We start from the raw sequence: 26737 nt of genomic DNA on the forward strand, positions 1-26737 counted from the left end.
TATGAGGATGTCGTCAAATAGTTTTTGGGTGACATACTCTGAAAATGGAGGAGTATGAACCCATACTCGAGGGAATCGATTTCGGTGTTTGCTACTTACGAAAGAACTAAATCATATTTCATTCTTAGTATTCATAAGATACATAGACAACTTCAATAGGGTGGTGAGCATTTACATGAAATTAAAAATCAATAATCATGATTGGGGATCAATTCCAGACTATTCCTTATCAGCCATCCAGTTTTTTTGTGCGGAGAATAATTATCATTTCAATTGGAACAAAGAAGAACAAATGGTGGAAGTGAATAGTTCTTTACACGGAAAAAAAGTATGGCTATCAGTGAACACACCGAATGAAAACATAAATCATGAGATACATGAAAAGGTGAAAGAAGTATTAACTCATTATGGAGTGGATATTTCAATAATGGAAAATACTGAATGGCTCAGTGAGGGGGACCTGTTTTTTGAACTAGTGACGAGTAAACCAAAGGGCGATAAACGGTTTGTTTCATTTGGATATAACGAAAAACTGAATTCCATCAATGTGAAAAAAAGTCTCTCGGTCTATAAGGATGAGGTGCATTTCAATGGGTACTATTTATTGCAAGAGCGACACTCAATTCCCCATCTTAGATGTTCCATACAGTGTAAAGATGAAGAATTCTTACTTAATGAAGCTCCTGCAATTTTAACGACTTGTGCACTGAAAATACTACTTGGGAATCAAAAACCCACCTTACTCGATTTGAATGTGATGCACTTATTAAAAACGACAGGTAAGCTTGTTGAGGACTCGGGAATAAATAAGGATGAGGTAAAGAAGCCAAATAGGCATACCGAGATTGATGATAAAGAATATGAAGAAATCAAAAAGCAAAAAGCGAATCGGAAAACTCGGGAAGCCCAGGTGAAAAAGCCATCTGCTGAAATATATTTTGATTATAATTTATTACCCAATCGAAAACTGGAACGATATTCTATCAAAGCAGATTTTTTCATAAAGAATACAGGAAACGTAGACTTATTGAATCCAAAAATCTGCTTTCGAATGAATCCTCCAGATAAAATTGAAATTGGTGGACAGATCCTGCCCCCTGAAATGAGTGAGATTTTTTCCATTCAAGGCCAAAACGGTGCACAAGGATGGAGGTATATGGGGGAAGATTGGCTCGAAAAGGCATTCGCAACTGGGGATTATTGGATTGAATCTATACAGGAATCAGTTATTCCACCGGGGGAAACAATTGCGGTGGAGGGGTTACAATTTACGTTAGAAAATCTCGAAGAACAGGAAACTTCTACTATTTTGGGGTTTGTGTTATTTGAAGAACAAGAGCTCCAGCTCAGTTCAAACAACAAAATCATGATTACCTTTTAACCATAAAAAGTTGCCAAGGGATCTTCCTAGGCAACTTTCTTTATTACTGACGTCATTCACTTGTACTGTCGTCGTTTTGAGTGACCATTTTATCGGCTATTGGTTTCTGACGAGGTTTAATAATATGGGTTTGACTTCGTTTTTGATTTTCAACCATTCGTTTCAGCTCAAATAAATTGTGGGTCATTCTTGAATTTTGGTCACGGATGGAATCCACTTCCTCAATAAACTCTATAAATCGCTGCTCGACTTCTTCAAATTTCTCCATTAGTACTTCATTTTGATGGATAAAGTTGAGTTCTTGCTCCTGCTCAACCGCTTCAATCCGTTCATCCTGTTGTTTTGACCGTTGATCAATATCGGCAAATTGGGTGGAAAACCACCACTCATTCTCTTCAAATTGCTTTTGATATTCGCTGATAAATGTTTTAAGATATTCCATTTTTTGCTTTTCTGCTTCAACTAACTGATCCTTTGCGAACTGCAAAGAATCAAGTGCATGTTTCCTCTCAGACATTAGCTTTTCTAGCTCTTCTGTTTTAGAAATAAGGCTATAGAACATTTCTTTCTTCGTTTCTTCGGAATGAGCTAATGCAGCATTTAAATCCGAAATATGCTGTTGTTGACTAAGGACCTTCGTATTTAAAGATTGATTTCGTTGCAGTAATGTTTGCTTTTCTTTAAGTAAAGTTTCGTTTTCAGTGGATGACTTAGTATGACTTTCTTCCAGCTTGGATAAGGAAAGTGAGAGGGTATTGAGTTCATTTTCGGATTGAAGGAGTTTTTTTTCTAGTTCATTTATGGTTATAGATTTGTCTTGAAGCAGATTTTCCTTTTCGTGAAGCTGTTGAAGGAGTGAATCTCTTTCTTTATCCAGCCTGGACATGGAAAGGTCCAGGTTTTTCCGCTCCACTTCAGTTTGAACGAGCTTTTGCTCTAATTCATGAATTTTTTCAGTCTTCTCTATAAGGATATTCTCCTTTATGTGTTGTTGATGGTGAAGGTCATTTACTTGATTCTCAAGCTTTTCTTTCCATTCTTTAAATCTATTTCGATCCTTTATAAGTTCTTCTTCAGAAACCCGGTTTATTTCTAACTCCTCATTTAGATGCTCTAATTGGTGAAGGTTAGAAATGAAAAGTTCTTTATAATGCTGAACTTCAGCATACAGATGGCTTTCTTGTAATCTTTCAATGGTTTGGTTTAGTTCATCTATTTTAGAAAGGAAGTATAATTTTTCTTGGTTTTCAATGTGATACATAGGTGTCTTTATTTCATTCTTCGCTATTTTAATCTCCTCCATGGGTATTTGTCTTACTTTACGTTATGCACCATTTACAAGGGGAGTTACATGGATGAAAGCCCATTTATACTGGTAAGCGGGAAGTTTCGAACAATTTTCAACACTTAAGCGCCTCTATTGTATGTATCCTCGAAAACCTTTATACTATTATAATGTGCAAGAATGTATATCTTCTTAGATGATTTATAATAGAAGATAAGCGGTTTGGTTATAGAGGCAGAAAGGGGATTTTTCATGAACGAAGAACAAAGAAAACATGGACAACAATCAAAGTCTGTTACTCCATCGGACCAAAAATCCGAAAAGGATTACAGTAAATACTTTGAAAGTGTCTATATCCCACCATCGTTAAAAGATGCCAAAAAGCGTGGGAAGGAAGAAATTAAATATCATAATGACTTTACGATTGATGATCAATATAGAGGTTTAGGGGAAGGCAAGAAATTCTATATTCGTACGTACGGTTGTCAAATGAATGAACATGACACAGAAGTGATGGCAGGGATTTTCATGGCATTAGGCTATGAAGCGACGAATTCGACTGATGATGCAGACGTTATCCTTTTAAATACATGTGCGATTCGTGAAAATGCCGAGAATAAGGTATTTGGTGAATTAGGTCACCTGAAGCATTTGAAGCGGGAAAAACCCGAGCTTTTGATCGGTGTATGCGGGTGCATGTCCCAGGAAGAATCCGTTGTGAATAAAATTCTGAAAACATACCAGCAAGTGGATATGATTTTTGGAACCCATAACATTCATCGTCTTCCTAAAATCTTGTCCGATGCCTATATGTCCAAAGCCATGGTCGTGGAAGTTTGGTCTAAAGAGGGGGACGTCATCGAGAACCTTCCTAAGGTACGCCGTGGGAACATTAAAGCTTGGGTGAACATCATGTACGGGTGTGACAAATTCTGTACGTACTGTATCGTTCCATACACACGCGGTAAGGAACGGAGCCGTCGTCCTGAAGAAATCATCCAGGAGGTACGAAACCTTGCCGCCCAGGGGTATCAAGAAATCACACTTCTTGGACAGAACGTGAATGCCTATGGTAAAGATATCGAGGATCTTGAATATGGCCTAGGAGATTTAATGGACGATCTTCGAAAAGTGGATATTCCGCGTATTCGATTTACGACAAGTCATCCGAGGGATTTCGATGATCATTTAATTGAAGTCCTTGCGAAAAAAGGGAATCTGGTTGAGCATATTCACTTACCGGTTCAATCCGGATCGACAGATGTCCTGAAGATCATGGCCCGTAAGTATTCACGTGAGCAATTCCTGGAATTAGTAAGGAAAATTAAAACAGCGATGCCGGACGTTGCTCTTACAACTGACATCATCGTCGGATATCCGAATGAAACCGACGAGCAATTCGAAGAAACTCTTTCTTTATATCGGGAAGTTGGCTTTGAATCGGCCTTTACGTACATCTATTCTCCTAGGGAAGGTACTCCTGCGGCGAAAATGAATGACAATGTACCGATGGAAGTCAAGAAGGAACGGCTTCAACGGTTAAATGCAGTTGTGAAGGAATACTCTGCTGAAGCGATGAAGAACTATAAAGGACAGATCGTCGAGGTACTGGTGGATGGAGAGAGTAAGAAAAACCCTGACATCCTTGCCGGCTATACCCGACGCAGTAAGCTTGTCAACTTCAAGGCTCCTAAAACAGCCATTGGAAAAATTGTAAAGGTTAAGATCACAAATGCTAAATCGTGGTCACTGGATGGGGAAATGGTCGAAAATGGCCAGATTGGATCAGAATTTCAAGAACCGGTAGAGGTGAATTAATATGGCAAAGTACACAAAAGACGATATTATGAAGCGGGCAGAAGAGCTTGCAACGATGATTGCTGAAACAGAAGAAGTGGATTTCTTTAAACGCGCTGAAGCTCAGATTCACGAAAATCAAAAAGTGCGTGAAATGATCGCAAGTATTAAGAGCTTACAAAAACAAGCGGTTAACTTCCAGCACTATGGTAAGACAGAAGCGCTAAAAATGGTTGAAGAAAAGATTGAAAACCTGGAAAAGGAAATCGATGCCATTCCAGTCGTACAACAATTTAAAGAGTCTCAAACGGACGTGAATGATTTACTGCAAATTGTTGCTTCCGTCATTTCTAATAATGTGACGGATCACATCATTGAAACAACAGGCGGAGATTTACTCCGTGGTGAAACCGGATCACAAGTGAAAAACTCAACGCCTGGAAGCTGTTCTTAATAGAAGAAAGGTGTAAATAGGTGCATCGTGAAAATAAAAACGATCTCTGCTTAAAGGAATATCCCTTTCATGCGGAGATCGTTTTTTGTGTTTTGTTTGACCTTTTGCTATTGTTTCCTTCTTCGTTTTAGTTGTGCGCTCCACTATCGAAAAATCTGGTAGGACACTTCGGAGCTTCGTCACATCCCGGCCCGTATTTCTAAGGATATGATCCCTCTTTCGTCTTGCTTTGCTTTTTGACATGAATACATCCTCCTATCAAATTGTCACTTCATTGCTGATTCTTAGTTTATCATTTTTCTATGGTGGCGGGTAGTGCATTCCGGAACATTCAATGGGTATTCGCATACAATACATTATCTCGCAACAATCCCATTATGTAATTAAATTTTCTCGCACAAACACCTAGATAGTCGCATAAGATGAATTGAAAATGAATGAGGAGGTTCGCTCGAATGGCAGAATATAGAGAGATTATTACTAAAGCGGTCGTAGCGAAGGGACGTAAATTCACACAGTCTCATCATACGATTAGCCCGCCGCATAATCCATCGAGCATTTTAGGCTGCTGGATCATTAATCACAAGTATGAAGCACACAAAGTAGGCAAGAAGGTTGAAATTCACGGTTCATACGATATCAACGTATGGTACTCCCACAGTGACAACACAAAGACATCTGTTGTAACGGAGAGAGTACAGTATACTGATTGCATTAAGCTGAAATACCGTGATCCTGATTGCTTAGATGATATTGAAGTATGTGCTCGCGTACTGCAACAGCCGAATTGCTGCGAAGCGGTTATTTCACCAAACGGTAACAAAATCATTGTTCACGTGGAACGTGAATTCCTAGTGGAAGTTATAGGAGAAACGAAAGTATGTGTCCTTGTAAATCCTGAAGGTTGTGACGATGAAGACTGGGATTGTGACTTAGATGATGAAGAATTTGAAGAGTTAGATCCAGACTTCTTAGAAGGAGACGAAGAATAGCATTTACTAGGAAGACGGCCTCTTCCTAGTTTTTTCTTCTCCAGAGTTTAAAGGAATTTATCGCATAAGGGATGGTAAACAGTACAGGGGGCATCTCTCTAGATGCTCTTTTTTTCGTCGTGAAAGAGGCTGGGACAAAAGTGTTTTAGTGCAAGTGAAAACCCGTACAAATCTGCATTTTAGTGGGCAGATTTGTTCGGGTTTATAATTTATTTTTGAATCATTTGATTTTAGCTGTTTCTAGCGGTTGATTGGAGTGCAAGACGAAGACTCCTGCGGGAAAAGTAGCTTATGTGAGACCCCGCAGGCTTGCCGAGGAGGCTCACGGGCTACCCGAGGAAAGCGTAGTCTTGCACGGAAATCATTAGCGGTATTGAGAACCTAAACTTCTATTGTTCGTTTTGATATCGTAGTTTTTTAGTTTTGTCCCAGCCTCTATTTAGCCTATAGAATAAGGAATAAACTGATGAGTGCACATGTAATAGAAGCAATTAAGCCAGTGAGGAGGGGTTTATATCCTAACTGAGTAATGTCTTTTATTCTCACTTGAAGACCTACTGCTGCCATTACCATGATGATCATAAATTTTGAAGAAACCTTAAGGTAAGATTCGATCATTTCAGGAATGAAACCAAATGTATGAAGTACAGAGACGGCTAAAAATAAAAAAACAAACCAGGGGAATGCACTACTGTATTGAGATTTACATTCATTTCTCTTTCTTAATAAAAATGGTAAACAAAACATCACAGGAATCAAGAACAATGTTCGGGCAAGCTTCACCGTCGTTGCCACCTCTCCTGCTTCATCCCCATATGAATAACCAACGGCGATTGCTGACGATGTATCATGTACGGCTGTACCTGCCCAAATGCCAAACGAGAGATCAGACATGTGAAGGAGATGACCAATGATTGGATACATAATAAAAGCAATTAAATTAAAGAAAACAATCGTCGATAAAGCATAGGCTGTTTCATTTTCTTTCGCCCCAACGATTCCCTTCACAGCCGAAATAGCCGTAGCCCCGCAAATACTGGTGCCGATTCCTATTAACAAGCTTAACCGTTTGTCTATACGAAGCCATTTACCTACGAAATATGTCAAGCTAATGCCGATGGAAACCGATAAAAATATCACCCATAAACCTTTTTGCCCAATAAGAAGGATATCATACAGGCTTAAACCGACACCGAGAAATACGATGGCCACTTTCAACAGTGTTTTCAAGGTGAATTGTATACCTGGTTCGAATGATGAAGGAAGTTTGGTTGTGTTTTTAAGAATGACTCCGATAATAATCGCAAATAACAAACTGCCTATCAGAGGGAAAAGTGAACCTAATCCTTTGGACAATAAAGTGATTAATATAATGATGATCATGCCCCAAGCTTCTTTAGGAAGAAAGGAACCTTTTTGTATGTCATGCTGCAATGTCCTATAGCTCCTTTGTGAAAAATCAACTATTCCTCAGTATAGTACAACCTATAATAGACGTGAACTCTAAAACACTATTCATTTTATTGTATGTTAAAATAGAAAAGATATAGAAACAAAACACCTAGTATTGAAAGGATTTTTAACATGAAAAAGATTTTAGTCCTGGCAGAAAAACCTTCTGTCGGTAGAGATATTGCCAAAGTACTTCAGTGTACGAAAAAAGGAAATGGATTCTTAGAAGGAAACGACTATATCGTGACTTGGGCTCTGGGACATTTAGTCACATTGGCAGAGCCTGAAAGCTATGATGACCGCTATAAAGCATGGAAGCTTGAGGATCTGCCCATGCTCCCTTCATCCCTTAATCTTGTAGTCATTAAGAAAACAGGAAAACAGTTTAGCTCAGTGAAATCACAAATGAACCGTCCTGATGTCAAAGAAATCGTCATTGCCACTGATGCCGGCCGGGAAGGGGAGCTTGTTGCCCGCTGGATCATTGAGAAAGCCCGGGTAAATAAACCGCTGAAACGATTATGGATTTCATCTGTCACCGATAAGGCGATTAAAGACGGATTCAATAAACTGAGAGATGCTAAACAATACGAAAACCTATATGCAGCTGCCCAAGCGAGATCTGAAGCCGATTGGTATGTGGGAATGAATGCTACCAGGGCTTTGACTACCAAGCACAATGCACAGTTATCATGTGGACGTGTACAAACACCTACGTTAAGCATCATTGCCCAGAGGGAAGAAGAAATCAGGAACTTTAAACCACAAACGTATTATGGCATACAGGCTACAACGGATCGTGGTTCGTTTATTTGGTCAAACCATAAAAATAAAGATACGAAAACATTTTCGAAAGAAGAAATAACAAGCGTCATGAAATTATTGAAGGACAAAAAGGAAATCACTATTCAGACAGTAAAAAAATCACAAAAGAAAAATCACGCCCCTTCTTTATATGATTTAACAGAATTGCAAAGAGATGCTCATAAAATCTTTGGCTATTCTGCCAAAGAGACACTATCCATTATGCAGAAATTGTACGAACAACATAAATTAGTCACTTATCCACGAACAGATAGTAAACATTTATCCAGCGATATGGTCGCCACATTAAAGGACAGATTGAAAGCGGTCAGTGTACAACCTTATCGTAAAATGGCTCATTTAGCGTTGCAGAGTTCAAACCAACTTTCAAAAGCATACGTTGATGACCAAAAGGTGACGGATCACCATGCCATAATACCGACGGAGGAGACACCTTTCCTACAAAAGTTACAGGACCGTGAAAGAAAGATCTATGATCTAGTCGTGAAACGCTTCTTAGCTGTATTCTACCCTCCATATCTTTATGAACAAACGACGATAGAAGCCTCGATTGGGACTGAAACCTTTCAGACGAAAGGTAAGCGGATTGTAGAAATCGGTTGGAAAGAAGTATATGATTTTGATTCAGAAAAAGATCAATTGCTATCAAAAATGGAAGAAGGGGATATATTTTCCGTTCTGTCAATAAAAGAAACAGAAGGGCAGACGAATCCTCCCGGCCGTTTCAATGAAGGAACACTTCTATCCGCTATGGAAAACCCAAAGAAATTCATGAAAGAAAGTAACAAAGATCTTCTTGACACCATACATGAAGCAGGGGGACTCGGTACAGTTGCGACAAGGGCAGATATAATTGAAAAGCTTTTTAACTCAGGAGTGATTGAACCGAAAGGAAAAGAAATTCTAATTACGTCTAAAGGAAAGCAATTATTGGAGTTGGCACCACTTGAATTACAATCCCCGACCCTTACAGCAGAGTGGGAGCAAAAGCTTGAAAAAATCGCAAATGGTTCTCTTAATAAGCAGGAATTCTTAAAAGAGATTAAAGATTATACAAGTAAGTCGGTTAGTGAAATTAAGAACTCTACTAAGAAATTCTCTCATGATAATCTAACCGGAACGAAATGTCCTGACTGTGGAAATCTGATGCTTGAGATAAAGAATAAGCATGGTAAGAAATTAGTCTGTCAAGATCGCGAGTGTGGTCACCGGAAAAATATTAGCAAAAAAACCAATGCACGGTGCCCGAATTGCCATAAACGCTTAGATCTAAGAGGTGAAGGGGAAGGCCAGATGTTCACATGTGTGTGTGGACATAGAGAGAAACTTTCAACCTTTAATGATCGCAGAAAAAAAGAAAAGAATAGCAAAGCAACTAAAAGGGATGTAAATAAGTATTTGAAAACACAGCAGAATGATGAGCCGGTCAACACTGCATTAGCCGATGCTCTGGCAAAATTAAAACTGGATCAGTAATTTTTCTAGGGATGACTCCCTATTTTAGGAGTCATCTCTATCTTTTTTTAATTATAATTGATAGAATATTTGTAATTATGTAAAAATGAGGTGAGTGTGATGACATCAATTACCATTCAAGAATTTTTTGAAGCAATTGAAAAAGGCGATAAAGAGACAGTGGAGCAGTCATTGAGAAATGACACCAATCTTTGTAACGCAGATAATGAACAAGGTTTAATAGCATTAGGGGTGGCTGCACATTATGGTCATAGAGAAATCGTTGAGCTTCTGCTGAATTTTGGTGCGGATATCAATTCCTTCTCAAATTCGAAAGTTTCCTACATTCCTTCTAATACGGCTTTACATGCAGGAATCGCCGGGAAGGCTTCGAAAGAACTGTTGGAGTTTTTACTAAAACAAGGAGCAAATGTGAATCAACCCGATTCATCAGGGCACACACCGTTACATGTTGCTGCTTTCGACGGAAGTGAAGAAATTGTGTCCCTGTTACTGGCTCATGGAGATGGACAAGAGATACATTCAGGGAATGACCGTACTCCATTGGACATTGCAAGAGAAAGAAATAATAAAGAATTTTTAAAAGCCCATGAAGAATTTGCAAAAGGAAAAGTACAGTAGCTTCGAGCATGTGTCATGCACCTCTTTAAAGGGGTGTATTTTATTTTTGCGATTTTTGTTAATGAGAGGTTGATTCATACAACATGATTCACTCTATATGTATTATGTTATGAAACTTTTTTTGAACAATGTAAGGGATTACATTGTTGACTTGACGGTCTTTAGTTTAAATGTGAGTTAATTATTTATTCGGAAGAAATAATATTTTTAGAAAATTCTGTTGTTATTTGTCGTTTCGCATATTAAAATAAACGTTAAATTCATTTACTGAAGGGAGGACATCGTGATGCTAACATTTCTTGCATCCATCTGTATTCTAGTAGTAGGTTATTTCATTTATTCAAAGGTGGTAGAGGGTATTTTCGGTATTGATGATACCAATGTGACTCCTGCATACTCAAAAGAGGACGGCTTAGACTATATGCCCATGAGCTGGTGGAAAGCAAGCCTGGTTCAATTGTTAAACATTGCGGGGTTAGGTCCGATCTTCGGGGCAATTTTAGGCGCTTTGTATGGACCTGTAGCATTCCTATGGATTGTGATTGGCACCCTATTTGCCGGAGCGGTTCATGATTACTTTTCTGGAATGTTATCTCTAAGGCATAGTGGAGCTCAGTTTCCTTCAATCGTAGGAAAATATTTAGGAAAACCTGTACAATCCGTTATGAACATTTTATCAATCGTGCTGATGATTCTCGTAGCCGCGGCTTTTACATCAGGCCCTGCACAACTAATGGCAGAGGTGACACCGCTTAATTTTATGACGTCTCTTGTCATTATTTTTACATACTTTCTCATTGCAACTGTCTTACCGATTAATAAGATTATTGGAAAGGTTTATCCGTTCTTTGGAGCCATCCTTATCTTTATGGCAGTAGCGATTGGAATTGGGTTGTTTTTCTTTGAACATCCAGTCCCAAATCTAACATTTGAAAACTTACATCCAAATGATTTACCTCTATGGCCTTTACTGATGGTTACCGTTTCATGCGGGGCAATCTCTGGATTCCATTCCACTCAAAGTCCCATCTTAGCCAGAACCTTAAAAAAAGAAAGTGAAGGACGAAAAGTATTCTATGGAGCGATGGTGGCTGAAGGAATCATCGCATTGATCTGGGCTGCAGCAGGTATGGCATTCTTTAATGGAACAGCTGGGCTTCAAGAAGCATTGGCAGCTGGTGGACCTGCAGGAGTGGTAAATGAAATCAGCAAAACGACGTTAGGCACGTTAGGTGGAGTACTAGCTGTCCTGGGTGTAATAATCCTTCCAGTCACAACAGGGGATACTGCGTTAAGATCATCAAGAATGATGCTTGCTGATTTAATGAATGATATACGTAAGAAAGATGTTGAAGGGAAATGGCTGCCGGTCTTGTTAGTTATACCGGTGGCAGTCCCGACGTTTTTACTTACTCAGATTGACTATACCTTCCTGTGGAGATATGTTGGATGGTCCAACCAGGTAGTAGCAACCGTTATGTTGTGGACTGCTGCCATTTATTTATTACAACAAGCAAGATTCCACTGGATATGCAGTATTCCTGCATTGTTTATGACAGGAGTTGTAAGCTCGTATATTTTTTACGCTCCAGAAGGTTTTGGTCTTTCCTATTCAACAGCAATGATGATCGGTTCCGTCATTTGGTTGGCTGTCTTGATATGGTTTGTGGCACAAGTAGTAAAATACAGACCTCGCAGGAAACAATTACTAGAGATGAAGTCAGTAAGTTCATAACGATAATCGACAAAAACAGCCTTTTCAGTGGAGAAGGCTGTTTTTTTAGGATAAGTTCAAATGGTCTTGCATAGACCTATAAGAATGAAAAGGAATGAATCAAGAGGGCAGTCTGTATTTTTTGTCGATTGAAAACTGAATTTTTAAAAGATTAAAACAAATCATTCTACAAAATTCGTAATGAAAGTATGCTACCTTAAGAGAAACCATTCATTTTATTGAATGTACATAATGACAAATCAGGAACGTAGTTAGTGTTACAGATTGTATAGTGCATTCTGTAAAAGTACGGGTTAAAATAAAGTGAAAATACTTAAAATTCAGATTTTTATTTCAGTCGGTGAAATCTAGTAAGTGTAAACCAATGGAGAAAAAACAATGAAAGCGCTTACTATTTTATATAATTTATTTGTGCAGGGGGTAATGAAATGTCAGACTTGGTGAAAATTGGACTTATTCAAGCTTCTCATGATGTAGATGGTAGTGAAGGGGTAGATGTCCATAAGGAGCAAGCGATCAAGAAACATGTGGAACTGGTGCGAGACGCAGCAAGAAAGGGAGCTCAAATCATTTGTTTACAGGAAATCTTCTATGGTCCTTACTTTTGCTCAGAACAAAACCCAAAGTGGTATGACTCTGCTGAAGAAATACCAAATGGCCCTACAACTAAACAGTTCCAGGAGTTAGCCAAAGAGCTGAGTGTCGTCATCGTCCTACCAATCTATGAAAGAGAAGGAATAGCTACTTACTATAATACGGCAGCGGTCATCGATGCAGATGGATCCTATCTTGGAAAATATCGAAAGCAGCATATTCCACATGTTGGGGTAGGAGAGGAAGGTTACGGATTCTGGGAGAAATATTACTTTAAACCAGGAAACCTCGGGTATCCGGTATTTGATACTGCTTATGCAAAAGTAGGAGTTTATATTTGCTATGACCGTCACTTCCCGGAAGGGGCCCGCCTATTAGGTTTAAAAGGGGCGGAAATTGTGTTCAATCCATCTGCAACTGTAGCTGGATTATCTGAATACTTATGGAAGCTTGAGCAGCCAGCCCATGCGGTGGCAAACGGCTACTACTTGGGAGCCATTAATCGTGTTGGTTTTGAGGGTCCTTGGAATATGGGTGAATTTTACGGACAGTCCTATTTAGTAGATCCGAGGGGCAGCTTTGTTTCCATTGGAAGCAGAGATAGTGATGAGGTCATTATCGGTGAAATGAATAAGAAGCTATTACGTGAAGTCCGGGATACATGGCAGTTCTATCGAGACCGCAGGCCTGAAACTTATAACGATATGACGGCTTTACTTCCTTAATAATTTGAGGCTGACGGTGAACCATCATTGTCAGCCATGGGGTGTTTAACAGGTTATGGAAATTAATAGGAAATGGATAGGGGGAAGTCAGTTTGTCTAACACACTTTCATTACTCAATCTTGAGAAGAATTTTCTCGAAGCCCATGAGGGATTGACCAATAGGGAAGCCGTGGAGGAAGCAAATCGCTGCTTGTATTGTTATGATGCTCCGTGCATAACAGCTTGTCCCACAAGCATTGATATACCTTCATTTATTAAAAAGATTGCATCCGGGAACTTGAAAGGATCCGCAAAAACTATCATGTCTGCAAATCCTGTGGGTGCGAGCTGCTCGCGTGTCTGTCCGACAGAAGAGCTGTGTGAAGGGGCCTGTGTACTGAATCATTCTACTAAACCAATCATGATAGGAGACCTGCAGCGATATGCAACGGATTGGGCAAGACATAACGAAACAGTGCTATTTGAAGCAGGGGAGCCAAATGGGACTAGAGTAGGGATTATCGGGGGTGGACCAGCCGGCCTATCGGCTGCAAGGGAACTTGCACGTTTCGGTTATGAAGTGACCATTTATGAAGCCGAAAAAGAAGCGGGGGGCTTGAATACTTATGGAATTGTATCTTTCCGCCTTCCCCAGAGCGTATCCTTCTGGGAAGTGGACCAGGTAAAGAAATTGAATGTCGATATTCGAACCAATGTAAAAGTTGGTCAAGACATATCTGCAGATGAAATCGTAGAGAGCCATGATTTTGTCATCCTGGCAGCGGGAATGTCCCATGTTCCAGATTTGAAAATTGAAGGGGAAAACTTAAAAGGTGTTCATGACGCCATTGAATTTGTTAAGGCAACTAAAAGGGGCAAGCTGTCGCAAGACTATGTGGGCAAAAAAGTGGTGGTGATTGGGGCTGGAAATACAGCCATCGATGGAGCTACCTGTTCTGTCCGCTTAGGAGCAAACAATGTGAAAATCTTATACCGACGTACACAAGAAGAAATGACGGCTTATGATTTTGAATACGAATTTGCAAAACAGGATGGAGTAGAATTCCGCTGGCTAACGGCACCTCAGCGAATTATAGGAAATGAAGCGGGAGAAGTAACGGGAATCGAATGCATCAAGATGGAGTTAGGAGATCCAGGTGAGGATGGGAGAAGACGTCCGACTCCAGTCAAAGGCTCACAGTTTGTGCTTCCTGTTGACGCAGTCATTAAGGCGATTGGCCAAACTCGTCATCTATCGCTTATTGAACAATTCGGAGTGGAGCATTCAGACGGTGTTGTACAAGTTAATCGAGACACCTTCCAAACTTCTAATCCAAAGATTTTCGCCTGTGGAGACGTTGTTTTTGGTAAGGGAGTAGGAGAAGCAATGGTCGTTACGGCTGCAGAGCAAGGGAAACTTGCCGCTTATCATTTACATGCACAATTGGAGAAAGTCCACGTGAATTAAGATTGTCCTAGGGGGGGGAACTCATGGCAAATTTAAACATTGATTTAGCAGGAATTAAATCACCTAATCCATTTTGGCTGGCGTCCGCGCCACCAACGAACTCAGGTTACCAGGTTCAAAGAGCATTCGAGGCAGGTTGGGGCGGTGCAGTATGGAAAACATTAGGGGAGCCCATTATAAATGTCTCTTCAAGGTTCGCAGCTGTAAGTTTTAATGGTCAAAAAGTAGCAGGATTCAATAATATCGAACTCATTACCGATCGACCATTAGAAGTGAATTTGAAGGAAATCTATGAAACAAAAAAACGATTTCCGAATCATGCAATCATAGCATCATTAATGGTAGAGCCTAAACAAGAAAAATGGCATGAAATCGTAAAGAAGGTTGAAGACGTCGGTGTTGATGGGCTGGAGCTGAATTTCGGATGTCCACACGGAATGGCTGAACGGGGAATGGGATCTGCGTCCGGTCAGGTACCAGAACTAGTCGAGAAACAAACCTTTTGGGCGAAAGAGGTGGCCAGGACACCTGTAATTGTAAAATTGACACCAAACATTACAGACATTACTGTCACAGCTGAAGCGGCTGTCCGCGGTGGTGCGGATGCAGTAAGTATGATCAATACAATCAACAGTTTAGCAGGAGTTGATCTGGATTCTTGGAATACCATTCCGCATGTAGCCGGAAAAGGTGCTCATGGAGGTTATTGCGGACCTGCAGTGAAGCCAATTTCATTGAACATGGTTGCCGAATGCGCCAGAAATCCTCGTATCAACGTTCCGATCTCAGGAATGGGAGGAGTATCCAATTGGCAGGATGCCGTTGAATTTATGCTTATGGGAGCATCTGGGGTTCAGGTTTGCACAGCTGCTATGCATCATGGTTTTAGAATAGTCGAGGATATGCTTGATGGCTTAAATAATTATTTGGATGAAAAAGGGATTGCATCAGTCCAGGATATCGTCGGGAAATCAGTACCGAGATTTTCTGATTGGGGAAATCTTGATCTTAATTATAGTGTTGTGGCAAAAATCAACACGGATGTTTGTATTAACTGTAATAAATGTCATATTGCCTGTGAAGATACGTCTCATCAATGCATTGACATGCTGAAAGATCCTAAAGGAAACAGCTATTTAAAAGTGCGGGAAGAAGATTGCGTCGGGTGTAATTTATGTTCGATTGTATGTCCGGTTGATGGGGCTATTGACATGATAGAGGTTTCAAGTGGCCATATGCCAATGACATGGAATGAACGTCAAGCGGTAGTAGGAAACCTATCCGAAGCTAGAGTAAACGCGGCGAAATAATTCTGGAGGTATGGATATGAATAAAATTATTCAAAATGGAACCATTATTACGGCAACAGACACATATAAAGCGGATGTGCTTATACAGAATGGTAAGATCGCAGCTATAGGTAAAGGGTTTGATACTAGCAATGCAGAAATAATTGACGCGAATGGAAAGTACATTTTTCCCGGTGGGATCGACCCCCATACTCATCTGGAAATGCCTTTTGGTGGGACGGTATCAAAGGATGATTTCGAGAGTGGAACCATTGCAGCAGCGTTTGGAGGAACAACGACACTCATTGATTTCTGTTTGACCAATAAGGGAGAACCTCTTCAAAATGCAATTGATACTTGGCATGCGAAGTCTAAGGATAAAGCAGTAATCGATTATAGTTTCCATTTAATGATCGGGGAAATCAATCAAGATGTCCTATCGCAGCTTCCTGAGATGATGGATAAAGAGGGGATTACATCATTCAAAGTCTTTATGGCATATAAAAATGTATTCCAGGCAGACGATGAAACGCTATTTAGAACCTTAATAGCCGCGAAGGAATTAGGAGCACTCGTAATGGTACATGCAGAGAATGGCGACGTTATTGAGTATTTAACCGAAAAGGCTTTAGTGGAAGGGAAAACGGAACCAATTTATCACGCGCTGACGAGACCTCCTGAACTGGAGGGGGAAGCGACTGGCCGTGCAGCTAAACTAACCGGATTGGCAGATTCCCAATTATATGTTGTGCATGTTTCCTGCTCTGATGCCGTTGAACAGATTTCAGCAGCGAGAAGTAAAGGATTGAATGTTTGGGGAGAAACATGTCCTCAGTATCTTGTGCTTGATCAAACCTATTTAGAACGTCCGAATTTTGAGGGAGCTAAATACGTTTGGTCGCCGCCCCTTCGTGAGAAGTGGCACCAAGATGTTCTCTGGAATGCCTTGAAAAGTGGTCAGCTGCAAACAATAGGGTCAGATCAATGCTCATTTGATTTCCAAGGGCAAAAAGATCTTGGGAAAGATGATTTCACTAAAATCCCGAATGGCGGACCGATTGTAGAGGACCGTGTATCCATATTATTCTCAGAAGGAGTTGAAAAAGGGCGGATAAGCTTAAACCAGTTTGTTGATATCATGTCTACACGTAGTGCAAAGCTGTTTGGCCTCTATCCTCAGAAGGGAACCATTGCAGTAGGTTCTGATGCAGATGTGGTCATTTTCGATCCAAATGCTGAGAGAGTGATAAGTGCTGAAACTCATCATATGGCAGCAGATTATAACCCGTTTGAAGGCATGAAGATAAAAGGTGAACCTGTTTCTGTATTTTCCAGGGGTGAATATGTCATTAAAGACAAACAGTTTGTCGGTAAGCTGGGAACCGGAAAGTATATTAAGAGAGCAAAATACGGTAAGCTTCTTTCAAATGAAGAGAGTGAAGCACTTCAATCCTCTAAGTCTTAAAAACTTTAGAAAATAATGCATCTTAACTGTAGAACAACTCCTGCCAGAGGAAGGGAGACTGCCTTCCTCCGGCCACTCTTGTCAAAGATTTGGTTTTGCCATTCGATGCAAACAAATAAGGGGTGTTCAAGATGAAGAAAAGTTATTTAAAGTCTCCTGATTTATTACCGATTAAAGAGAGCGAAAGAAAAATCACCAAGCTTGGCTATTCATTTATGTGGGTTGGAATGGTTGTCGTTCTTGCAACCTTCGCCATTGGCGGAGCCGGAGTCGTATCCCTACCCCTACCTCTTGTTGTACTTGCCACCATCATTGGGTCACTTGCGATCGGTCTATTTATTACATTGACCGGGGATATCGGGATTGAGCATGGGGTATCATTCCCAGTCTATATGAGAGCCCCTTTTGGAACGCTTGGAACCCATATTCCTTCTGTAGTGCGTGGTCTGGCAGCATCAATGTGGTTTGGAATAAACACTTACTTTGGTGCAACAGCGATGAATGGTATTTTAAATATTTTATTTGGTTTTGATAATTGGTTTGTTTGTTTCGTGATTTTTGCGGTCCTTCAATTAGTGAATACAGCTCTTGGGATTAAAGCTGTGGAAAGATTTGCCGACCTTGCAGCACCGGTCATCATTCTAATTTCTGTATGGATGTATTCATCCTTATCTGAATCTGCCGCTTCTCAAGGAAGAGACATTTGGAGCTGGGTTGAAAGTCCGGTAACAGGTGCTGCAACTTTTACGGCTTTTCTGGTAGTCGTCTTTAGTAATATGGGATTTTGGGCCACACTATCTGCTGATATTCCGTCCATTTCCAGATTCATGAAAGCTCCAAAAAATGAGCGGAATTGGTTTAAGAGGAATAAAAGCTCGTTAATTGGTAACCTTGTAGCTCTTCCTATCACTCAATCATTTATGGTGTTAATTGGAGGAATTTCATATATTGCCGTACTGAATTATGATCCCGTAGTAGCTCTTCAAGAAGCAGCGAGCGGATTCGTTTTAGGTGTCCTCCTTCTAATGATCGTCCTGGCTCAATGGTCAACGAATATTGCTGCGAATATCGTTCCGGCTGCAACAATATTCTCTAATGTCGGGGGACCAAAATTCCCGTTCTGGGCAGGGGTCATTACTGCTGGTATTGTGGGTACGATCGTACAACCATGGAACCTTTTTGGTGTAATCATTCCAGTTCTACTATTCGTAGGAGGCATTTTGTCAGCCATCGTAGGGATTTTGATTTCAGATTATTATTTTATCAGGAAGCGAAGAGTCAATGTACCTGCATTATATGAAGACAAAGGACAATTCAAGTATATGAATGGAGTGAATCTTGCAGGGTTCATTTCATGGATTATTGGAGGAGTTGCCTCCTATTACGTTCCAAACTTCTCTTTTTTAGTCGGCTTCGGGGGTGGAGCTATTTGCTATTATGTATTAGCTAAATTCTGGTGGTTTAAGAAATATGAGCAGGCAGAACTAATTGATCCGAGTGATGAGAAATATCTTGGCTTGTCTGTCGGCCGCGATTGGGAAATTCAAGTCGAAGAAGAAGTCGTTGTCTCAGAAGAATCCCCAACAGGAACAAGTTTTTCTTAATAGGAATGGTTTTCATTGGATCATGAAGCAGGGTAGTTCTTATCTGAAGATACGATAGAAAGGGTGTCGTCATGTCTGATTATCAAGAGTTTTTAAGTGAACGGGATAAGATTGATTTTCTCATTCAAAAAGGTTTTAAAATTGAGAAAATAACAGAGAACCTAAGTGGGGCATTTGTTCTGTTTAAGCATACTGAAAATAAAAGAAGTGCCACTCTTCATGTGAAAACGGCAAATGCACGAAAATATTTTTCAAATCTATTACTTCAAAACTAATAGTTGAAGGGGGAAACTTGGATGAGTGACGTTATGGGACCGCGTGAAGGAAAGGAACTGACACTCCTTCCTGGAAATATGCAAACGTCTGACGAGTTAATCGAATGGGTGTTAGCCGTCTTATCTTCACAACAGCTATCAGATGAAGAAATAATGAAATGGTGGAGTGAAGAGATCCAGTTTGCCATCCCCTATGTAGAAGAATAGATGCAAAATGAGGGATTGGTTCCGCCAATCCTTTTTCTCCATTTTCCTAAGGCAGAACAAGAGGAGAGAAAAATGAAAAGTAATTACTATTTCTCAGTAGAAGATATTCTAGTAAGAAAGTACTTTGAACATGCTAAAGTGATTGCTGGGCACAATGGTCTCAGCCGTCAGGTGAAGTGGGTCCATGTAGTCGAAGTAACTTCGATAAAAAATCTTCTTAACGGAAATGAACTGATTCTTTCTACAGGAATCGCTTTACAGGAGGAAAAGACCTTTCTTTCACTCCTTCAACAGTTAATCGAGAGTGAAGCAGCAGCCATTTGCATTGAACTTGATACAAACATTTCCACGATTCCAATTTCTGTATTAAAGTGTGCAGATGTATTTGATTTTCCTATTATCGTGTTTCAAAGGGAAGTTCCGTTCGTTAGTATAACTCAGGATATTCACTCCGTACTCATCAATCAGCAATACGACATGATAAAAAAACTGGATTCATATGCACAGGAGTTAAACAGAAGGCTGCTCGGGGTTAATCACTTCAGAGAGATCCTTCAGGTTTTACATAAGGAGCTTACTGTACCTGTACTCTTTCAGTTGAAAGAACAAGAGGTGGAAATCTATCCTCTCATGAGCTCACCTGATGAAGAGAGGATACGAGAATGTTATCACAGTCATAAAGATTCCCGTAATCATCATTTTGCCTCCACTAAAGTTATTCTATTTGACCAGGAATACGCAGAGTTATGTATATACAGAAGCGATCATCCTTTTAGTGAATATGAGCTTCTTATATTGGACAGAACTTCAACGGCGTTAGCCCAGTATTTAATGAGAGAATTGTATTTTAACGAGCAAAAACGGTTAGAAGACTCCAAATGGATTACCTGTTGGTTAAAAGGAGAACAGTCCTATGAGAGACTCTCCGCATTTTTAGCAGACTTAAAAGTACAAGTCAATGGTGGAGTCGTCTGTATTTGCCAGACGAATAGGCTGAATGAACAAGAGCCGATTGATTTTACCTATTTTAATCTTGTCACCAGAAGTATTTTTGAACAACAGGGTTTTCGTGTGTTACCCGAAAGAGTAGGGAATGATCTCATTTTCATTCTTCTGGACACAAGGAGGACAGGAGATTGGAAATCGAGAGTCACCACTGCCTACGAAAAGATTCTTCAGTCTGATTTCTTTAAAGATTCTTCACAAACAGTATTTGCAACTGGCAAGTACCAAATGGAGACGATGGAAATTCACAAGAGCTATGAAACAGCTAAAGATAGTCTCATGTTTCAGTCAAAGGTGGATGCTTCAAAAGCGTATTTTTTCTTTGATGACTTGCATTTATACAGGCTGATTTCAATCGTTAACAACAATGTTAATCTGTGGGAAATGATCGAAGAGTACCTCACTCCGCTCCTGGATTATGATCGTAAACATGATGGCAGTCTATTGAAGACGTTGAAGGTTTTCCTTGCATGTCAGGGATCAAAACAGGAAACATCAAAACAACTATTCATTGTAAGACAAACACTCTACCATCGCCTCAAAAAAATTGAAGATTTACTTGGAGATGATTTCATGACCTCTGATAAACGTGTGGCCATCGAGTTTCTCCTTGCTGCCCATGACTATTTGCAACCACTCAGCTCTTTGAAAAAGTCGAAGATTAATTAATTGTAAAATGTCAAATTGAGAGGTCAGGTTCTTTTACACAATGTCTAATGCAACCACTTACAATTTATTTCATAATAAAACTATAAACGTTACGACAGGTCCTACACTACGGAGAAACAGCCGATGAAAAAATAAGGAGGAACTAGAATATGACGATCATTAAAAAAGACGTAGCTGTATTAAAGAATTACATTGGAGGGGAATGGGTTGATTCTCTTAGCTCACAGACGTTACAAGTCGTGAATCCTGCTACAAATGAAGAGATTGCAAGAGTCCCGGTTTCTACTAAAGAAGACGTCGCTATGGCTGTGAAGGCTGCCAAGCAAGCCTCACAAACCTGGAAGAAGACGCCGGTTCCAAAACGTGCACGTATTTTATATAAATACCATTCTTTACTTTCAGACAATCATGAGGAATTGGCCAAACTGGTTGTACAGGAAAATGGTAAATCATTTAAAGAGGCGTATGGTGAAGTGCAGCGGGGACTTGAGTGTGTGGAATTCGCTTGTGGTGCACCGACTTTAATGATGGGTGAAACGTTGAGTGGTATTGCAGAGGATATAGATTCAGAGATGTTCCGTTATCCAATTGGGGTAGTGGGGGGGATCACGCCATTTAACTTTCCAATGATGGTACCCCTGTGGATGTTCCCGCTTGCAATTGCGTGTGGAAATACCTTCGTGTTGAAGCCATCTGAAAGAACCCCGATTTTAGCCAATAGGCTTGCAGAGTTATTAACAGATGCAGGAATGCCTGATGGTGTATTAAATGTCGTACATGGTGCACATGATGTCGTAAATGGGTTGATCGAGCATAAAGAAGTAGCAGCCATATCCTTCGTCGGGTCTCAGCCGGTGGCTAAATATGTGTATCAACAGGCTGCCTCTCATGGGAAAAGGGTGCAGGCATTATCCGGGGCGAAGAATCATCATGTTGTCATGCCTGATGCAGATATGAATAAAGCGGCTGAGCATATTATCAGTTCAGCGTTTGGCAGTGCCGGCCAGAGATGTATGGCGTGCAGTGCCGTAGTGGTTGTAGGGGATAATGAACCGTTTGTTAAAGCTTTAAGTAAAAAAGCAGATGAGTTATGTATTGGTAACGGAATGGACGAAGAAGTGCTTCTCACTCCCGTCATTCGAAAAGAACATCGGGAGAAGACACTTGGTTATATTGACAAAGGTCTGCAGGAAGGCGCATCCCTAATACGAGATGGGCGTAAAGAAATGGATGACTTCAAGGAAGGAAACTTCTTGGGTGCAACGATCTTTGACCATGTTTCACCGGATATGACCATTGCAAAAGAAGAAATGTTTGCCCCTATCCTCAGTTTACTGAGAGCCAAGGATCTGGATGAAGGACTTGATTATATTCGTCAATCACGATATGGAAATGGTGCTACGATTTACACGAAAGATGCAAAGGCTGTCCGACAGTTCAGAGAAGAAGCAGACGCTGGAATGCTGGGTATCAACGTTGGTGTTCCTGCGACAATGGCGTTCTTCCCATTTTCAGGGTGGAAGGATTCTTTCTATGGGGATATGCATGTAAACGGTAAAGACGGAGTAAATTTCTATACTAGGAAGAAAATGATCACTTCTCGATTTGATTTTTAATCTGAGTTAGGGGGAACTTTCATGGTGAAAGCAGGTCAATCTCAAGATGTATGGTTAAGGAATGATGAAAAGCTCATTTGGCATTCCATGAAACCATACAATCCCGATGGAACAATGGTCGTTACAGAGTCTGCAGGGTCCTGGATTACAGATAAGGATGGTCAAAAATTTCTGGATGGCATGGCAGGGCTATGGTGTGTAAACGTAGGATATGGTCGACAGGAATTAGCAGAAGCAGCTTATCTTCAGCTTAAAAAAATGGCGTACTTTCCACTAACACAAAGTCATCAGCCGGCTATTGAGCTTGCTGAGAAATTAAATCATTTACTTGGGGATGACTATGTCATTTTCTTTTCCAACAGTGGCTCAGAAGCCAACGAAACCGCCTTTAAGATTGCCAGACAGTATCACCAGCAAAAAGGGGAACACGGACGGTATAAAATTTTTTCCAGATATAGAGGGTATCACGGGAATTCCATGGGGGCCCTGGCCGCAACAGGTCAGGCTCAGCGGAAATATAAGTATGAGCCGTTAGCTCCCGGATTTATCCATATCGCTCCACCCGATAGCTATCGCGATGAAACATCGGGGCAAAGCCCACATGAACTTCCTGGAGTAAAGGCAATTGATCAAGCGATGACCTGGGAATTAAGTGAAACAGCGGCTGCGTTGATCATGGAACCAATCATCACAGGAGGTGGGGTACTCGTTCCACAAGATGAATATATGAAAGCGGCGAAAGAAGTTTGTGAGAAGCATGGAGCACTCATGATTGTCGATGAAGTGATTTGTGGCTTTGGACGTACAGGCAAGCCATTTGGTTTCATGAATTATGATGTAAAGCCGGATATCATCACAATGGCAAAAGGGATTACAAGTGCGTATCTTCCGTTATCTGCAACAGCCGTGAAGCGTGAGATATATGAAGAGTTTAAAGGAACTGAGGAATATGATTACTTCCGCCATATCAATACATTCGGTGGAAACCCTGCAGCATGTGCCCTTGCTTTGAAAAACATTGAAATCATGGAGAGTGAGAAGCTTTTTGAACGCTCCGCTGATCTTGGTGAAAAGGCATTGAACACGTTGAAAAATCATTTGCAAGATCATCAATATGTTGGAGATGTTCGAGGAAAGGGTCTATTAATTGGAATTGAAATGGTAAGTGATAGGGAAACAAAAGAACCTTTAGACGTCTCGAAGGTCAATGAGGTGATTGGATACTGTAAACAAAAAGGTGTAATCATTGGGAAAAATGGGGCTACAGTCGCTGGTTACAACAATGTGCTTACTTTATCACCACCATTGAACATAGAAGAGGAAGATCTGGATCTGTTATTATCCACCGTGATGGATGGGATCAAGCAACTTTAATAATAATGACTGGGAAAACACCTGTTTGTGCAGGTGTTTTCCCTTTTCTTATTAAATTGAATTTTATGGTAAAATAGATGAGTAAGAACATAGGGGGAGGGGATGAGCATCATTTTCAAAGGGATTGATCATATTCAGTTTGCTGCTCCAAAAGGCAGCGAAGAGGAAGCTAGAAAGTTCTTTGGTGAAATTCTTGGTCTGAAGGAAATACCGAAACCTGAAAATCTTCAAGGGAGAGGCGGTTGTTGGTTTCAATATGGACCACAAGAAATTCATGTGGGGGTACAAAATGATTTTGTGCCAGCAACAAAAGCACATCCAGGATTACTTGTTGCAGATTTAGAAGCACTTAGAAGTAACCTAATGGAGAAAGGAATCAGGATAAAAGAAGATACACCGATTAACGGTAGAAATCGCTTTTTCGTCTCAGATCCATTTGGAAATCGAATTGAATTTTTAGAATACCATTAATAATGAATGCACCTCATGAATTAGGAGGTGCATTTTTATTTTCAAAACACTATTCTTGAATGAATTTATCCACATCTTTCTCCATAGATGAATTTTGTGAAGCGCTAGGGACCTTTCTTTTTTCCACATTGATAAGATCGGAAGAATAAATCGAAGTGATAACTTGCCCGCCAATTACTTTTGCACGGATGAGCAGTGGCTGGTTATATGCGTTTCTAAAAGTGAAGTCGGGTCCATACCAGCTAACTGTAGCATCTCTGCCCAGAGGCACGTAAGGAACCCTCTTTGAATGATGATACCGTTCTAATATTTTTACACCAGCCTGGTCAACCGCATTAAATAAAGTGGATGATACCTGACAAATCCCACCCCCTATATCTTCTGAGAGTTCCCCTTTTATAATCACGGGGGCTTTTTTATATCCCTTTTCTTTCGTTCTTTTTCCAACCACACCGTTAAAGGAGAATACTTCTCCAGGGAACACAACCGTATTATTGATTCTCTCTGTCGCTAGAACGATATTTTGAGTCCGTTCCTCATTATGCTTATTGAAATATGTGACGTATCTTCCAATAAGCTGTGTTCGGATGTGCGCAAGGATCTCACTGTCGACTTTGGGATGTAATGTCATAAGGGGTGCTTCCGTATTGATTGACCCTCTAGAAAAGAAGAAGGAATGAACCAGCTCACGAAATCTCCGTTCATTAAGTTTGTAACCGGCTCTTTCTGAAATAATTTGATTATTCTCATTGATATAGGCATTCTGAGGAGGGGTATAGACCTGATTTTGCACTTCTGAAACTAATTCCTCATATTGCTTTTCGTCCATTATTGGTTCATCTACCAATGGTATACTCAATGAATTTCGTTCTATAGAAATTGGCGCATGATTTTGAAATTGAATATGTAATTGATCTTGACCATTCATCACAGGAAACAGTAATAGACCAATTGAACTAAGTTTAATCCAGAGCATCTGAACCCTTCCTTTCGTATGTAGTATCGGTGTAAAAGGCTTCTTTCATGTTAAATCCTAATTGCCAAAAATTGATGGTTATGTATTTGCAGTTGTGATTAGAAACTAAGGAAAAAAAAGAGGTCTTTACATGCTTTATTTATTCAGGTTCATGATGATTGCGTCTTTACTTTTTGCCTGCAGTGCTAAACCTGCGGGGGCAATGCCTAGTTTTACTGTAGAAATACTTCCGTGGGATCAAGTGAAAGAGATTATTCCTAAGCAATCGTATTTTACGATCATTGATGTAGAAACCGGCCTTTCTTTCAAGGTACAAAGAAGAGCAGGAAGCAAACATGCGGATGTACAACCAGTTACAAAAAAAGACACGAAAATCATGAAATCCATCTATGGGGGAAAATGGAGTTGGGACCGTCGTGCAATTCTCGTTTTTGTACATGATCAACTAATATCTGCCTCAATGAACGGAATGCCGCACGGAGCAGGCGCTCTCCAAAACAATTTTCCGGGACATTTCTGCGTGCATTTTTATGGAAGTACAACCCATAAGACACCAACGCCTGATTTGGCCCATAAGATCATGATTTTAAAAGCAGGTGGAAAACTGGATGGGTTTCTATACAAATTAGATCCCTATGAGTTGATCAGTGTCATGGAGATTGCTGTCAATCAGCATGATAAAAAGCTACTTTCACAAGTGATGTCTGGAAGTAATGGGTCCTTAAAGGAAACCCTTAAGAGAGTGAAACATATGGATGTTACTAAAAGATCGATACTTCCTGTAGAGGATTTACCTGCACTTGTTGGGATGAAGCTAAAGGTTAGAGTGAAATGGATACGATCGAATCAATCTCAAGAAGAAAATAACGTTCAATTCATCATTCGGAAAGATGCGATTGAGGATCAATGGAAAATTGATGGTCATGCATTTCTTGAGGAAATGGATTAAGGATCAATCATATACATTATTTACCTCCAGTGGATGAATTCTTATTCTCTAT

Annotated in this window: 23 protein-coding genes; 19 read left to right on the top strand and 4 right to left on the bottom strand. The window is 40.2% G+C overall.

Annotation, left to right across the window (positions count from 1 at the left end; all coding sequences use genetic code 11):
* Window positions 1–175: 175 nt before the first annotated feature.
* A complete protein-coding gene (locus FZC88_RS03530) occupies window positions 176–1381 on the top strand; it encodes a hypothetical protein (RefSeq protein WP_148993667.1) in 1206 nt (401 codons plus the stop codon).
* A 52-nt stretch (window positions 1382–1433) separates the two neighbouring features.
* Here FZC88_RS03530 and FZC88_RS03535 read toward each other — a convergent pair whose 3' ends face one another.
* Window positions 1434–2684, bottom strand: a complete 1251-nt coding sequence (locus FZC88_RS03535; RefSeq protein ID WP_148993668.1) for a coiled-coil domain-containing protein — start codon at window positions 2682–2684, stop codon at window positions 1434–1436.
* Window positions 2685–2918: 234 nt separating this feature from the next.
* Here FZC88_RS03535 and miaB point away from each other — a divergent pair, with 234 nt between their 5' ends.
* Window positions 2919–4484: a tRNA (N6-isopentenyl adenosine(37)-C2)-methylthiotransferase MiaB gene (miaB, locus tag FZC88_RS03540; RefSeq protein ID WP_148993669.1), complete on the top strand. Its 1566-nt coding sequence runs from the start codon at window positions 2919–2921 to the stop codon at window positions 4482–4484.
* 1 nt (window position 4485) lies between these two features.
* Complete coding sequence (locus tag FZC88_RS03545; protein ID WP_148969272.1) at window positions 4486–4917, top strand: YlbF/YmcA family competence regulator; 432 nt, start codon at window positions 4486–4488, stop codon at window positions 4915–4917.
* On the opposite strand, the gene FZC88_RS03550 is transcribed toward FZC88_RS03545, so the two are convergent.
* Window positions 4894–5160, bottom strand: coding sequence for a hypothetical protein (locus FZC88_RS03550; protein ID WP_148993670.1), 267 nt, complete (start codon window positions 5158–5160; stop codon window positions 4894–4896). The genes FZC88_RS03545 and FZC88_RS03550 overlap by 24 nt on opposite strands.
* 212 nt (window positions 5161–5372) lie before the next feature.
* On the opposite strand from FZC88_RS03550, the gene FZC88_RS03555 reads away from it, so the two are divergent.
* On the top strand, window positions 5373–5909 hold the full coding sequence (locus FZC88_RS03555; protein WP_148969270.1) for an outer spore coat protein CotE: 537 nt from the start codon (window positions 5373–5375) through the stop codon (window positions 5907–5909).
* Window positions 5910–6353: 444 nt separating this feature from the next.
* On the opposite strand, the gene FZC88_RS03560 is transcribed toward FZC88_RS03555, so the two are convergent.
* Entirely contained in the window at window positions 6354–7343 is a 990-nt protein-coding gene (locus tag FZC88_RS03560) for a YeiH family protein (RefSeq protein ID WP_262371643.1), read from the bottom strand.
* A 150-nt stretch (window positions 7344–7493) separates the two neighbouring features.
* Between FZC88_RS03560 and FZC88_RS03565 the strand changes: the two genes are divergently transcribed.
* The 14 genes from FZC88_RS03565 (at window position 7494) to FZC88_RS03630 (ending at window position 24760) form a co-directional block, all read left to right on the top strand.
* Window positions 7494–9662, top strand: a complete 2169-nt coding sequence (locus tag FZC88_RS03565; RefSeq protein WP_148993671.1) for a DNA topoisomerase III — start codon at window positions 7494–7496, stop codon at window positions 9660–9662.
* A gap of 99 nt (window positions 9663–9761) precedes the next feature.
* On the top strand, window positions 9762–10283 hold the full coding sequence (locus FZC88_RS03570; protein ID WP_148969268.1) for an ankyrin repeat domain-containing protein: 522 nt from the start codon (window positions 9762–9764) through the stop codon (window positions 10281–10283).
* A gap of 286 nt (window positions 10284–10569) precedes the next feature.
* Window positions 10570–12018: a carbon starvation CstA family protein gene (locus FZC88_RS03575; protein WP_148969267.1), complete on the top strand. Its 1449-nt coding sequence runs from the start codon at window positions 10570–10572 to the stop codon at window positions 12016–12018.
* Between the two features lie 428 nt (window positions 12019–12446).
* Entirely contained in the window at window positions 12447–13337 is an 891-nt protein-coding gene (locus FZC88_RS03580; protein ID WP_148969266.1) for a nitrilase-related carbon-nitrogen hydrolase, read from the top strand.
* Window positions 13338–13429: 92 nt separating this feature from the next.
* A complete protein-coding gene (locus FZC88_RS03585; RefSeq protein ID WP_148969265.1) occupies window positions 13430–14785 on the top strand; it encodes an NAD(P)-dependent oxidoreductase in 1356 nt (451 codons plus the stop codon).
* 23 nt (window positions 14786–14808) lie between these two features.
* Window positions 14809–16095, top strand: coding sequence for an NAD-dependent dihydropyrimidine dehydrogenase subunit PreA (gene preA, locus FZC88_RS03590; RefSeq protein WP_148993673.1), 1287 nt, complete (start codon window positions 14809–14811; stop codon window positions 16093–16095).
* A 16-nt stretch (window positions 16096–16111) separates the two neighbouring features.
* The gene (gene hydA / locus FZC88_RS03595; RefSeq protein ID WP_148993674.1) at window positions 16112–17539 is read left to right on the top strand and encodes a dihydropyrimidinase; all 1428 of its coding nucleotides are present in this window, start codon (window positions 16112–16114) and stop codon (window positions 17537–17539) included.
* A 131-nt stretch (window positions 17540–17670) separates the two neighbouring features.
* Window positions 17671–19143, top strand: a complete 1473-nt coding sequence (locus tag FZC88_RS03600) for an NCS1 family transporter (RefSeq protein WP_148993675.1) — start codon at window positions 17671–17673, stop codon at window positions 19141–19143.
* Between the two features lie 71 nt (window positions 19144–19214).
* Window positions 19215–19418, top strand: a complete 204-nt coding sequence (locus tag FZC88_RS03605; protein ID WP_113968125.1) for a hypothetical protein — start codon at window positions 19215–19217, stop codon at window positions 19416–19418.
* Between the two features lie 21 nt (window positions 19419–19439).
* Complete coding sequence (locus FZC88_RS03610) at window positions 19440–19625, top strand: hypothetical protein (protein WP_148993676.1); 186 nt, start codon at window positions 19440–19442, stop codon at window positions 19623–19625.
* Window positions 19626–19697: 72 nt separating this feature from the next.
* Window positions 19698–21299, top strand: coding sequence for a PucR family transcriptional regulator (locus FZC88_RS03615; protein ID WP_148993677.1), 1602 nt, complete (start codon window positions 19698–19700; stop codon window positions 21297–21299).
* A 149-nt stretch (window positions 21300–21448) separates the two neighbouring features.
* Entirely contained in the window at window positions 21449–22915 is a 1467-nt protein-coding gene (locus tag FZC88_RS03620) for a CoA-acylating methylmalonate-semialdehyde dehydrogenase (protein ID WP_148993678.1), read from the top strand.
* 21 nt (window positions 22916–22936) lie between these two features.
* The gene (locus tag FZC88_RS03625) at window positions 22937–24289 is read left to right on the top strand and encodes an aspartate aminotransferase family protein (RefSeq protein ID WP_148993679.1); all 1353 of its coding nucleotides are present in this window, start codon (window positions 22937–22939) and stop codon (window positions 24287–24289) included.
* Window positions 24290–24391: 102 nt separating this feature from the next.
* Window positions 24392–24760, top strand: coding sequence for a VOC family protein (locus FZC88_RS03630; protein WP_148993680.1), 369 nt, complete (start codon window positions 24392–24394; stop codon window positions 24758–24760).
* Between the two features lie 49 nt (window positions 24761–24809).
* Here the strand turns inward: FZC88_RS03630 and FZC88_RS03635 are convergent, their stop codons facing one another.
* Window positions 24810–25736 (bottom strand): VanW family protein, encoded by a 927-nt coding sequence (locus FZC88_RS03635; RefSeq protein WP_148993681.1) that lies wholly within the window; start codon window positions 25734–25736, stop codon window positions 24810–24812.
* 130 nt (window positions 25737–25866) lie between these two features.
* Here FZC88_RS03635 and FZC88_RS03640 point away from each other — a divergent pair, with 130 nt between their 5' ends.
* Window positions 25867–26685 carry a hypothetical protein gene (locus FZC88_RS03640; protein WP_148993682.1) on the top strand — a complete coding sequence of 273 codons (819 nt, stop codon included), beginning with the start codon at window positions 25867–25869 and terminating at the stop codon, window positions 26683–26685.
* Window positions 26686–26737 lie beyond the last annotated feature (52 nt).

Source organism: Rossellomorea aquimaris (assembly GCF_008180865.1).
In the GTDB taxonomy this organism is placed as follows: Bacteria; Bacillota; Bacilli; order Bacillales; family Bacillaceae_B; genus Rossellomorea; species Rossellomorea yichunensis.